The organism is Kitasatospora sp. NPDC032757 (assembly GCF_055579305.1).
On the sequence record NZ_JBVINN010000036.1, the window covers coordinates 82,259 to 93,612 of the forward strand.

Consider the following 11,354-nt stretch of genomic DNA (forward strand, 5'->3'; position numbering starts at 1 on the left):
CCCCCGCCCGGTCAGAGCACGGCCTCCGATTCCGCCCAGCGGTCCTGCGGCACGGTCTTGAGCCGGGTGACCGCCTCGGCGACCGGCACCAGCACGATGTCGTTGCCGCGCAACGCGGTGAAGTGGCCGAACGCGCCCTGGTGGACGGCCTCCACCGCGTGCCAGCCGAACCGGGAGGCGAGCACCCGGTCGCGGGCGGTGGGGGCGCCGCCGCGCTGGGTGTGGCCGAGGATGACCGGCCGGGCCTCCTTGCCGAGCAGGTTCTCCAGCTCGTGGGCGAGGCGGTTGCCGATCCCGCCGAAGGTCTGGTGGCCGAACTGGTCGACGTCGCCGTGGTCGAAGCGCATGGTGCCGGGCAGCGGGGCGGCGCCCTCGGCGACGGCGATGATGGCGAACTTCTTGCCGCGGGAGAAGCGGTCCTCGACCATCCGGGCCACCGCCTCGATGTCGAACGGCTTCTCCGGGATCAGGATGCCGTGCGCACCGCCCGCCATGCCGGCGGTGAGGGTGATCCAGCCGGTGTGCCGGCCCATCAACTCCACCACCATCACCCGCTGGTGTGATTCGGCGGTGGTCTTCAGCCGGTCGATCGCGTCGGTCGCGACGTGCACCGCGGTGTCGAAGCCGAAGGTGACGTCGGTCGCGTCGATGTCGTTGTCGATGGTCTTCGGGACCCCGACCACCGGCAGCCCGGCGTCGCTGAACAGCTTGGCCGCGGTGAGCGTGCCCTCGCCGCCGATTGCGATCAGCGCGTCGATGCCGATGGTCCGGGCGAGGGCCTGCGCGTTCTCCACCGCCCAGGCGATCCGCTCGCGCTGGACCCGGGCCGAGCCGAGGATGGTGCCGCCGAGGGTCAGCAGACCGGTGACGTCGTCGTGCGAGATCGGCCGGGCGCGGCCCTCGATCAGGCCGAGGAAGCCGTCCTCGATGCCGATGATCTCGTCGCCGTGCACGTCCGTGCCCCGGTGCACCACCGAGCGGATCACCGCGTTGAGGCCGGGGCAGTCGCCGCCGCTGGTCAGGACACCGATGCGCATGGTGGCTGTGCTCTCCCGCTCCGCAGTGGTTCAGACCACCCGCGCCGGACGAGCGGGCGGGCTGGGTTCGGCGCAAGCCTACGCGTCCGCCCGCCGCGGCCCGTGCTCCGCACGCCGGAGCGCCGCGCGCCGTCCGCCCCGGGCACCGGCCGCCGAAACGCCGGCCGCCCCCGGCGGGCCGGTCACTCGGCGAAGTGGTCCCAGCCGCCGACCCGGTCCCAGGCCGCGCCGTCCACCGTCACCCGGCCGCCGCGGGCCGCCCGGGCGCGGGCCGTCACCTCGCCCACCACCCGCCAGCGGGCCGGGAGTTGGACACCACGGGGGAAGGTCGCCACGATCGCGTGGTCCTCGCCGCCGGAGAGCACCCAGACCAGCGGGTCCACCCCGACCGCCTGGCCGATGTCGGCCATCTGGGCCGGGACGTCGAAATCGGCGGCGCGCAGGTCGATGTCCACGCCGCTGGCCCGGGCGACGTGTCCGAGGTCGGCCACCAGCCCGTCGCTCACGTCGACCATCGCGGTGGCGCCCAACTCGGAGGCGGCCGGGCCCGCGTGGTACGGCGGCTCGGGCCGGCGGTGCGCCTCGACGAAGGCCCGCGGCGAGCGGAAGCCGCGCTGGAGCACGGTCAGCCCGGCGGCGGACCAGCCGAGCCAGCCGGTGACCGCGACCACGTCGCCCACCTGGGCCCCGGCGCGCGTCACCGGCGCGCGCCCCTGAAGATCTCCGAGCGCCGTGATGGCCAGCGTGATGACATCGCCGCGCACCACATCGCCGCCGACCACCGTCGCGCCGGCCACCTGGCACTCGTCGCGCAGCCCGTCCATCAGCTCGGTGGCCCAGGTGGTGGGCAGGTCGGCGGGGGCGACCAGACCGAGCAGTATCGCGGTCGGCACCGCGCCCATCGCCGCCACGTCGGCGAGGTTCTGGGCGGCGGCCTTGCGGCCCACGTCGTAGGCGGTCGACCAGTCCCGCCGGAAGTGCCGGTTCTCGATCAGCACGTCCGTGGTGGCCACCACCCGGCCGTCCGGCGCCTTCACCACGGCGGCGTCGTCGCCCGGGCCGAGGTCGACCGCGTCGGTGAGCGGTACCCGGGCGGTCAGCTCCCTGATGAGGCCGAACTCGCCGAGCTCGCCCACGGTCCCCTGCATCTGCCGTCCTCTCGCGTTTCCATCAGAACTCGTTGTCCGCGCACCCCCGCGCGCAGCGTACGCCCTCCGGAGGTGCAGAGGTCTCCCCTCCCCGGCCCGCTGCGCGGTAGCGTGGTGATCAGACTGCCGGTGAGCCCGCCTCCCACCCCGATGCGACCGGGCGATCACGGCGGCTATCCGCGTACCCAGCCGCCGGGAGGTCCTTCCGTGGTACAGGCATACATCCTGATCCAGACCGAGGTCGGCAAGGCCACCGCCGTGGCCGAGGCCATCTCCAAGATCCCCGGCGTCCTCCAGGCCGAGGACGTCACCGGCCCCTACGACGTGATCGTGCGGGCCGAGGCCGAGACCGTGGACGACCTCGGCCGCCTGGTCGTGGCCAAGGTCCAGCAGGTCGAGGGCATCACCCGCACCCTCACCTGTCCGGTGGTCCACCTGTAGGCCCGGCTACCATCGGCGGGTGGCCCGACAACTCCGCGTCCCCCGTTTCCTGGCGGCACTGCCGGCCCCGGTCCGGTGGCTGGCGCTGCCGCTCGCGCTGACCTGCACCGTGGTGGTGCTGCTCGGCAGTTGGAGCGCGCCCGCGAAGATCGACGTGCCCGAGCCGACGGGCAGGGCGGCCGGGTACTGCCAGGCGCTCGCCGCCTCGCTGCCGCAGGAGCTGCTCGGCCACGCCCGCAAGGACCCGTCGCCGGCCTCCCCGTACGTGGCCGCCTGGGCCAGCTCGCCGCGCACCGTGCTGCGCTGCGGCGTGGACCGCCCGGAGGCGCTGAACGGCCCCGCCGCGTCGGACTGGTCCCCCACCATCAACGACCTGACCTGGTGGCCGCAGAAGCTGGACGACGGCGGCTACCGGTACACCTCGGTGATGCGCAAGGCCTACGTCGAGATCACCGTCCCCGCCGGCGCGTTCACCAACCCGCTGGACCCGGTCTCCGCCCTCTCCGACCTGGTGAAGGCCAGCATCCCGTAGGCGGGGACGACACCGGGGCTGGCAGCGGGACCGACGGCAGGACACCCGCGCGTAGGGCGGGCCGGGAGCTTCCCGGCCCGCCCTTCGTCCGTTCGTGCGCGTGGTTACCGCAGACCGGTCGAGCGGCGCAGCGCCGCCTGGAGCAGCCGGTCGATCAGCTCCGGGTACGACAGCCCGGTGGCCTCCCACATCTTCGGGTAGGCCGAGATCGGGGTGAAGCCGGGCATGGTGTTGATCTCGTTGATCATCCAGCTGCCGTCGTCCAGCAGGAAGAAGTCGACCCGGGCGAGGCCCTCGCAGCCGAGCGCCTCGAACGCCACGACCGCCTGGCGGCGGATCTCGGCCGTCTCCGCCCCGGTGAGCTCCGCGGGGACGCGGACCTCGGAGGAGTCGATGTACTTGGCCTCGAAGTCGTAGAACTCGTAGTCGCCGCCGACCAGCACCTCGGCCGGCACGCTGGCCCGCGGACCGTCCTCGAACTCCAGCACCCCGCACTCGATCTCGCGGCCGGAAACGCCGGCCTCGATGATCAGCTTGGGGTCGTGGCGGCGGGCCTCCTCGATCGCGGCGTCGAGGTCGGCGAGGTCCTTGACCTTCGTGATGCCCATGCTGGAGCCGGCCCGGCACGGCTTGACGAAGAGCGGCAGGCCCAGCCCGGCGGCCCGCTCGCGGACGCCGGCCCGGCCGGCCTCGGTCTCCCACTCGCGCGGGCGGACGATGGTGTAGCGGCCGACGCCCAGGCCGTGCGAGGCCAGGATCCGCTTGGTGAACTCCTTGTCCATGCCGACCGCGCTGGAGAGCACGCCGTTGCCGACGTACGGCACGCCGGAGAGCTCCAGCAGCCCCTGAAGGGTGCCGTCCTCGCCCCAGGGGCCGTGCAGCAGCGGGAAGACCACGTCGACCTCGCCGAGCGCCTTGGGAGCGGCTCCGGGCTCGCTCCAGACCACCTCGCGGCTGCCCGGGCTGACCGGCAGCGCGACCTGGCCGTCGAGGGCCTCGGCGACCTGGGCGACGTCCGGCAGCCGGCCGTCGGTGATGGCCATCCGGGCGGGCTCGTCGCTGACCAGCGCCCAACGGCCCTCGTGGGTGATGCCGATCGGCAGCACGTCGTACTTCTCGCGGTCGATCGCCCTCAGCACGCTGCCCGCGGTGGAGACCGAGATGGCGTGCTCGGAGCTGCGGCCACCGAAGACGATCGCTACGCGCGGCTTCGCGGACGGGTTCTGGGAGGTCTGTTCGATGCTCATATCGCGTTTGAGAGTACCGTGCGGGGTGTTTCCGGAAAGTCAGCCACCCTGGACGGACCGGCTCAGTGCCGTTCCGCCTTGGCCGAACGGGACATCAGGGCCTGCAACGCCTCCTGGGTGGGGCGCCCGTTGTGCACCACGTCCACCACGGCCTCGACGATCGGCATGTCGACGCCGCTACGCCGGGCCAGGTCGAGCACCGACTCGCAGGACTTGACGCCCTCGGCGGTCTGCCGGGTGGCCGCGATGGTCTCGGCCAGCGACATCCCGCGGCCCAGGTTGGTACCGAAGGTGTTGTTGCGCGACAGCGGCGAGGAGCAGGTCGCCACCAGGTCGCCCATCCCGGCGAGCCCGGCGAAGGTGTGCGGGTCGGCGCCGAGGGCCGTCCCCAGCCGGGTGGTCTCGGCCAGTCCGCGGGTGATCAGGGTCGCCTTGGTGTTGTCGCCGAGCCCCATGCCGTTGGCCATGCCGACCGCCAGGCCGATCACGTTCTTCACCGCGCCGCCCAGCTCGCAGCCGATCACGTCGGTGTTGGTGTACGGGCGGAAGTACGGGGTGTGGCAGGCGGCCTGGAGGCGCTTGGCGACGGCCTCGTCGGTGCAGGCCACCACGCTCGCGGCGGGCTGCCGGTTGGCGATCTCCCGGGCCAGGTTCGGGCCGCTGACCACCGCGACCCGCTCCGGGCCGACCTTGGTGACCTCCTCGATGACCTCGCTCATCCGCTTGGCGGTGCCGAGTTCGATGCCCTTCATCAGGCTGACCAGCACGGTCTGCGGCTCGATCAGCGGTGCCCAGGCCGCGAGGTTCTCGCGCAGCGTCTGCGAGGGCACCACGAGCACCGCGAAGTCGGCGCCGGCCAGCGCCTCCGCGGCGTCGGTGGTGGCCCGGACCGAGGCCGGAAGCTCCACGCCCGGCAGGTAGTCCGGGTTGGTGTGGGTGGCGTTGACGGCGTCGGCCAGCTCCTGGCGGCGGCCCCAGAGCACCACCTCGCAGCCGGCGTCGGCCATCACCATCGCGAACGCGGTCCCCCAGGAACCCGTCCCGAACACGGCGCATCGGGTCACTTGCCGGCCTCCTCGGTACCGTTGCCGCGCTTGCCCGCGGCCCGCTGCCGCTCGGCCGCGGCCGTCGTGGCCCGCTGCCGGGCCGCCGTCCTCATGTCGAAGCGCTCGGCCGGCGGCTCCTCGCCGCGGATTCCGGCCAGCACGTCGGTGATCGCCTGCATGATGTCCTCGGTGGCGTCCCGGAGCACCTGCGAGGTGAGCTCCTGGCCCGCGTACCTGCTCAGGTCCACGGCCGGTCCGGCCGCCACCGTCACCTTGTGCCGGGGGAACAGGTTGAATCTGCCCTTGCCGGAGGCGCCTCTGCCGTACGGCGGGATGATCTCCTGCGCACCCCAGTGCGCCACCGGGATGACCGGCGCGCCGGTCATCAGTGCGACCCGGGCCACGCCGGTCTTGCCGGTCATCGGCCACAGGTCCGGGTCCCGGGTGAGCGTTCCCTCGGGGTAGAACTGCACGCACTGGCCGTCGTTCACCGCGTCGACCGCGGCCCGGAACGCCCGCGCGGCGTCGGTCGACTCCCGGAACACCGGGATCTGGCGGGTCTTGCGGAGCATGAAGCCGATGAACGGCACCGAGAACACCGAGGACTTGCCGAGCATCCGCGGCGGGCGCCCGCTGTTGTACTGCCAGTGCGCGTAGATCACCGGGTCGATGATCGAGTTGTGGTTGACCGCGGCGATGAAGCCACCCTCCTGGGGAAGGTGCTCCCAGCCCCGCCAGTCGGGCTTCACCAGCGCGGTCGTCACCGGCTTCACCAGCACGGCCGCGAAGCGGTACCAGACGCCGTAGTCGGCGTTGCCGAAGCTGGCATACGAGCGGCGGGCCACCCCAGGTCCTCCTCATCCGGTGCGGCACGTGGGGTGCCGCAGTCTCTCGCCATCCGCGACCCCCCTGTTCGGGGGCCCGGAGCGCGGAACAGTCTCGCCCGACCGCGAACCGGCTGTCGAGCAACCCCGCCAGCACGTCGGGGCGGGCGTGACCAAACGCACGTCCGCACAGCTCGGACGGCCTGGCGAGGGTTCCGGGACCGGCGTCACAATGACGCCGATGACCCAGGACACCGTACGCCCCAGCCGGCCCGTCGCGCCCGCCGCACCCACCGCCGGCTGGTCGCTGGTGCTGCCGCTCAAGCCGCTCGCCCTGGCGAAGACGCGGCTGGCCCCGTTCGCCGGTGAGCACCGCCCGGACCTGGCACTCTGCTTCGCCCTGGACACCGTCGGCGCCGCGCTGGCCACGCCCGGGGTGGCCCGGGTCCTGGTGGTCACCCGGGACGCCACGGCCGCCCGGCGGCTGGCCGCGCTCGGCGCCGTCGTGGTAGGCGACGAGCCCGGCAGCGGACTCAACCACGCACTGGCGCACGGCGCGGCGGCCGCGCTGGCGCTCGCGCCGCGCGCCCCGCTGGCCGCGCTCTCGGCGGACCTTCCGGCGCTGCGCCCGGCCGAACTGGCCCGGGTGCTGGCCGCCGTACCGCCGGCCGGCCGGGCGTTCCTGGCCGACGCCCCGGGGCTGGGCACCACCCTGCTCGCCTGCGCCCCCGGCAGCCCGCTCTCCCCCGCCTTCGGCGACGGCTCGCGGGCCCGGCACGCGGCCGGTGGCGCCCGCGAACTGCGGCTGGACGGCGTGGAGTCGGTGCGCCGGGACGTCGACACCGGTGCCGACCTCGGCGAGGCTCTGGCACTCGGCGTCGGCCCGCACACCCGCGCCCTGTCGGCCCGGCTCGGCTACACCCCGGGCGCGCCCGCCGAACGCGGCTGAGACAGCGCCCGGGTCTGTCGGTACCCCTCGCTATGCTGCTTCCATGCAGGCCACCGCGTTCACCTTCGACCCCGCCACCCGGGCCGGCTCCGTGCTGCTCGACGACGGGACCCCGGTGCCGTTCGACGCCGCCGCCTTCGACGCGGGCGGCCTGCGGCTGCTCCGCCCCGGCCAGCGGGTGCGGATCCGCACCGAGGGCGCCGGCGAGGCCCGTCGGGTGGTCTTCCTGACGCTGCAGACCTTCCCGGACCCGGCCGGGGGCTGACGCCCCGCCCCACCGCCCTGCCCGAAAGCCGAAGAGCCGTGGCGGCCCGTCCCCCCGGGGCTCCGGGTGGAGGTGCGCCACGGCTCTGGAAGGCCGTCCGTCGACTACTTCGCGGTGGTCTTGCGCGCGGTGGTCTTGCGGGTGGCGGTCTTCTTCGCCGGAGCCGTCTTCTTGGCCGTGGCGGTCGCCTTCTTGGCGGTGGCCGTGGTCTTCTTGGCGGCGGCGGTGGTCGCCGTCTTCTTCGCGGCGGCCGCGGTCTTCTTGGTGGCGGTCGCGGTGGTCTTCTTCGCGGCGGCCGTGGTGGTCTTCTTGGTGGCGGTCGCCTTCTTGGCGGCGGTGGCCGTGGTCTTCTTGGCGGCGGCGGTGGTCGCCGTCTTCTTCGCGGCGGCCTTCTTGGTCGCGGCCGGAGCCGCGGCGGCGGCCGAGGCGGCGCGCTTGGTGGCGGCGCGCTTGGCGGCCGGGGTCGCGGCGACGCCGCTCTTGCCCGGGGTGAGGGAGCCCTTGGGGGCCTTCTTCACCGAGGGGCCTTCCTTCGGCAGCTTCTTACTGCCGCTGACCAGGTCCTTGAAACCCTGGCCGGGACGGAAGCGGGGCACCGAGGTCTTCTTGACCTTGACCTTCTCGCCGGTCTGCGGGTTGCGGGCGAAGCGCGCGGAGCGCTCCACCTTCTCAAAGGTGCCAAAACCGGTGACCGACACCCGGTCACCGGCCACAACGGCGCGGACCATGGTGTCGAGCACTGCGTCGACGGCCTCTGCGGCAGCCTTGCGACCGCCCAGCTGCTCGGCCACCGCTTCGACAAGCTGAGCCTTGTTCACGTCTTCCCCTTCGGAAACGGGCGCCGGATGATTCCATCCGTTCTTTTCGCACGTTAGGTATGTATCTGCGGACTTTCAATTACCAAACGCGCGAATCACCCTAGTGTCGCAATGGATTTGCGCATCGGCGACCTCAGACGACGGGCGGGCGCCCCTCGTCGAGGTCCTGCACAAAGCGAGCCAACCGCCTTGCCGCCCCCGGAAGATCGCGCTTGGCGGTCTCCGTGACGATGAGGAGTTGTCGGGTGAGAGCGGTCTTTGCATCGGCAGACACGTTCAGCGCATGCACGCGGGCGTGAGCTTGCTTCAACCGCTCGGCCACAAGCGCGTAGAGCGCTGCGACTTCCGGGTCGTCCGGCCCCTCAGCAGGTGAGGTGGCGGCGTCCGGCCGATCGTCAATTCGGCGTTCGGATCCCCGGCCCGTGGACTCCGGTGACGCGGGTTCGCCGCCCGCGTACGGAGGTTCATGGTGCCGGTGCATGTACTGATTGTGCCATCTACCCGCAGTTGTGCTTGCCCGGGGCCCTCTGCGGCATTGCCAAATCGGCAATCGGGGGCCGGACCGGGCGGCGAACTCCGGCTCCGGAACGGCGGATGGCCCGCCCCCCCGACGGGGGGACGAGCCATCCGGCGGAACGTCAGAATGCTTGTTCCCAAGCGGTTCCCAGGATCTCGGCGGGTTCTCTCAGGCAACCGGCAGAGTGCGCGGCTTGAACGCCGGCCGGGTGGCCTCGAAGGCCGCGATGTCGCCTTCGTTCTGCAGGGTGATGCTGATGTCGTCCAGGCCGTTCAGCAGCCGCCAACGCACATTGTCGTCCAGCTCGAAGGAGGCCGTGACGCCCTCGGCGCGGACCTCGCGGGCCTCCAGGTCGACGGTGATCTCGGCGGTCGGGTCGGCCTCGGTCAGCGCCCAGAGCCGCTCCACGGTCTCCTGCGGCAGGACGACGGTGAGCAGGCCGTTCTTCAGCGAGTTGCCGCGGAAGATGTCGGCGAACCGGGACGAGATCACGGCGTGGAAACCGTAGTTCTGCAACGCCCAGACCGCGTGCTCACGGGAGGAGCCGGTGCCGAACTCGGGGCCGGCCACCAGGACGGTGGCGCCCTGCCGCTCCGGCCGGTTGAGGATGAACGACTCGTCCTTGCGCCAGGCCTCGAACAGCCCGTCCTCGAAACCGGAACGGGTGACCTTCTTCAGCCAGTGGGCCGGGATGATCTGGTCGGTGTCGACGTTGCTGCGGCGCAGCGGAACGGCCCGGCCGGTGTGGGTGGTGAACTTCTCCATGCTGCTCAGGCCTCCACAGCGACGTTGGACGAGAGATCGGCGGGCGCGGCCAGCCGGCCCAGGACGGCGGTGGCGGCGGCGACCTGCGGGGAGACCAGGTGGGTGCGGCCGCCCTTGCCCTGGCGGCCCTCGAAGTTGCGGTTCGAGGTGGAGGCGCAGCGCTCACCGGGGGCCAGCTGGTCGGGGTTCATGCCCAGGCACATCGAGCAGCCCGCGTGGCGCCACTCGGCGCCGGCGGCGGTGAACACCTTGTCCAGGCCCTCCTCGACGGCCTGCAGGGCGACCCGCACCGAGCCGGGGACGACCAGCATCCGCACGCCCTCGGCGACCGTGCGGCCGTCCAGGATGGCCGCGGCGGCCCGGAGGTCCTCGATCCGGCCGTTGGTGCAGGAGCCGACGAAGACGGCGTCGACCTTGACCTCGCGCAGCGGGGTGCCGGCCTCCAGGCCCATGTACTTCAGGGCGTTCTCGGCGGCGGTCCGCTCCTGCGGGTCGGCGAAGGAGGCCGGGTCCGGCACGTCGGCGCCGAGCGGGGCGCCCTGTCCCGGGTTGGTGCCCCAGGTGACGAACGGGGTCAGCCGGGTCGCGTCGATGAAGATCTCGTGGTCGAAGACCGCGTCCTCGTCGGTGGCCAGGGTCTTCCAGTACTCGACCGCGGCGTCCCAGTCCTCGCCCTGCGGGGCGTGCGGGCGGCCCTCCAGGTAGTCGAAGGTGGTCTGGTCCGGGGCGATCATGCCGGCCCGGGCGCCCGCCTCGATGGACATGTTGCAGATGGTCATCCGGGCCTCCATGGAGAGGCTGCGGATGGCCGAGCCGCGGTACTCCAGGACGTAGCCCTGGCCGCCGCCGGTGCCGATCCGGGTGATGATCGCCAGGATCAGGTCCTTGGCGGTCACGCCCTCGGGCAGCTCGCCCTCGACGGTGATCGCCATGGTCTTGAACGGAGCCAGCGGCAGCGTCTGGGTGGCCAGCACGTGCTCCACCTGGCTGGTGCCGATGCCGAACGCCAGGGCGCCGAACGCGCCGTGGGTGGAGGTGTGGGAGTCGCCGCAGACCACGGTGGTGCCGGGCTGGGTCAGGCCAAGCTGCGGGCCGACCACGTGGACGACACCCTGCTCGACGTCGCCGAGCGAGTGGATCCGGACGCCGAACTCGGCGGCGTTGCGGCGCAGCGTCTCCAGCTGCACCCGCGACACGGGGTCCGCGATGGGCTTGTCGATGTCCAGGGTGGGGGTGTTGTGGTCCTCGGTGGCGATCGTCAGATCGGTCCGGCGGACCTTGCGCCCGGCCAGCCGGAGGCCGTCGAAGGCCTGCGGGCTGGTCACCTCGTGGAGCAGGTGCAGGTCGATGAAGAGCAGGTCGGGCTCGCCCTCCGCGCGCCGCACGACGTGGTCGTCCCAGACCTTCTCTGCGAGTGTCCGTCCCATCGGATTCCCTCCAGCCGGCCGCGTTGCCGGCCTTCTCGTGTCGTCGAGGTCAGTGCTTTCGCCGCCCTGTGAGGCTCGCGTCGCGCGACCTGCACGCCGGATCGGTGTCCACGATGCGGACGGCCTGTTGGGGCCGCATCCTGGATGTCTCCCGGGCTGCTGCCTCCAGGGTGGCGCTTTTCGCGGAAGATTGAACTTGCGTCTCGCGGAATGAGACTGCAGTCTTAGGGCATGGACAACTCTAGCGGCGTCGGCGTTCTCGACAAGGCCGCTCTGGTGCTCAGCGCACTGGAGTCGGGCCCCGCCACGTTGGCGGGGCTGGTCGCCGCCACCGGTCT

Annotated in this window: 13 protein-coding genes and 1 pseudogene; 5 read left to right on the plus strand and 9 right to left on the minus strand. The window is 72.5% G+C overall.

Annotated elements, in window-relative coordinates:
- Nucleotides 1-11: 11 nt before the first annotated feature.
- Together ACZ5WK_RS30610 and ACZ5WK_RS30615 are read right to left on the minus strand one after the other, a co-directional pair.
- The gene (locus ACZ5WK_RS30610) at nt 12-1,037 is read right to left on the minus strand and encodes an ATP-dependent 6-phosphofructokinase (protein ID WP_465552152.1); all 1,026 of its coding nucleotides are present in this window, start codon (nt 1,035-1,037) and stop codon (nt 12-14) included.
- A 182-nt stretch (nt 1,038-1,219) separates the two neighbouring features.
- Nucleotides 1,220-2,185, minus strand: a complete 966-nt coding sequence (locus ACZ5WK_RS30615; RefSeq protein ID WP_465552153.1) for a thiamine-phosphate kinase — start codon at nt 2,183-2,185, stop codon at nt 1,220-1,222.
- A gap of 207 nt (nt 2,186-2,392) precedes the next feature.
- On the opposite strand from ACZ5WK_RS30615, the gene ACZ5WK_RS30620 reads away from it, so the two are divergent.
- Together ACZ5WK_RS30620 and ACZ5WK_RS30625 are read left to right on the plus strand one after the other, a co-directional pair.
- A complete protein-coding gene (locus ACZ5WK_RS30620) occupies nt 2,393-2,626 on the plus strand; it encodes an Lrp/AsnC family transcriptional regulator (protein WP_396325456.1) in 234 nt (77 codons plus the stop codon).
- Nucleotides 2,627-2,645: 19 nt separating this feature from the next.
- Complete coding sequence (locus tag ACZ5WK_RS30625) at nt 2,646-3,158, plus strand: DUF3515 domain-containing protein (protein WP_465552156.1); 513 nt, start codon at nt 2,646-2,648, stop codon at nt 3,156-3,158.
- A 104-nt stretch (nt 3,159-3,262) separates the two neighbouring features.
- On the opposite strand, the gene ACZ5WK_RS30630 is transcribed toward ACZ5WK_RS30625, so the two are convergent.
- The 3 genes from ACZ5WK_RS30630 to ACZ5WK_RS30640 form a co-directional block, all read right to left on the minus strand.
- Complete coding sequence (locus tag ACZ5WK_RS30630) at nt 3,263-4,405, minus strand: D-alanine--D-alanine ligase family protein (RefSeq protein WP_465552157.1); 1,143 nt, start codon at nt 4,403-4,405, stop codon at nt 3,263-3,265.
- A gap of 62 nt (nt 4,406-4,467) precedes the next feature.
- Nucleotides 4,468-5,469, minus strand: coding sequence for an NAD(P)H-dependent glycerol-3-phosphate dehydrogenase (locus ACZ5WK_RS30635; protein ID WP_465552159.1), 1,002 nt, complete (start codon nt 5,467-5,469; stop codon nt 4,468-4,470).
- Nucleotides 5,466-6,296, minus strand: a complete 831-nt coding sequence (locus ACZ5WK_RS30640) for a lysophospholipid acyltransferase family protein (RefSeq protein ID WP_396325452.1) — start codon at nt 6,294-6,296, stop codon at nt 5,466-5,468. The genes ACZ5WK_RS30635 and ACZ5WK_RS30640 overlap by 4 nt, the downstream gene beginning before the upstream one ends.
- 220 nt (nt 6,297-6,516) lie before the next feature.
- On the opposite strand from ACZ5WK_RS30640, the gene cofC reads away from it, so the two are divergent.
- Together cofC and ACZ5WK_RS30650 are read left to right on the plus strand one after the other, a co-directional pair.
- Nucleotides 6,517-7,224 carry a 2-phospho-L-lactate guanylyltransferase gene (gene cofC / locus ACZ5WK_RS30645; RefSeq protein ID WP_465552162.1) on the plus strand — a complete coding sequence of 236 codons (708 nt, stop codon included), beginning with the start codon at nt 6,517-6,519 and terminating at the stop codon, nt 7,222-7,224.
- Nucleotides 7,225-7,267: 43 nt separating this feature from the next.
- Nucleotides 7,268-7,489, plus strand: coding sequence for a hypothetical protein (locus ACZ5WK_RS30650; protein ID WP_396325450.1), 222 nt, complete (start codon nt 7,268-7,270; stop codon nt 7,487-7,489).
- A gap of 104 nt (nt 7,490-7,593) precedes the next feature.
- Here the strand turns inward: ACZ5WK_RS30650 and ACZ5WK_RS30655 are convergent, their stop codons facing one another.
- The 4 genes from ACZ5WK_RS30655 to leuC all read right to left on the minus strand — a co-directional run bounded on the left by ACZ5WK_RS30655 (nt 7,594) and on the right by leuC (nt 11,016).
- The gene (locus ACZ5WK_RS30655) at nt 7,594-8,307 is read right to left on the minus strand and encodes an HU family DNA-binding protein (protein ID WP_465552164.1); all 714 of its coding nucleotides are present in this window, start codon (nt 8,305-8,307) and stop codon (nt 7,594-7,596) included.
- 133 nt (nt 8,308-8,440) lie between these two features.
- Nucleotides 8,441-8,707, minus strand: coding sequence for an SCO5555 family protein (locus ACZ5WK_RS30660; protein ID WP_465552180.1), 267 nt, complete (start codon nt 8,705-8,707; stop codon nt 8,441-8,443).
- A 285-nt stretch (nt 8,708-8,992) separates the two neighbouring features.
- Nucleotides 8,993-9,589, minus strand: coding sequence for a 3-isopropylmalate dehydratase small subunit (gene leuD, locus ACZ5WK_RS30665; protein WP_396325447.1), 597 nt, complete (start codon nt 9,587-9,589; stop codon nt 8,993-8,995).
- A 5-nt stretch (nt 9,590-9,594) separates the two neighbouring features.
- Entirely contained in the window at nt 9,595-11,016 is a 1,422-nt protein-coding gene (leuC, locus tag ACZ5WK_RS30670) for a 3-isopropylmalate dehydratase large subunit (protein WP_465552166.1), read from the minus strand.
- 231 nt (nt 11,017-11,247) lie between these two features.
- Here leuC and ACZ5WK_RS30675 point away from each other — a divergent pair.
- A pseudogene (locus ACZ5WK_RS30675) lies at nt 11,248-11,354 on the plus strand (IclR family transcriptional regulator); the annotation flags it as partial.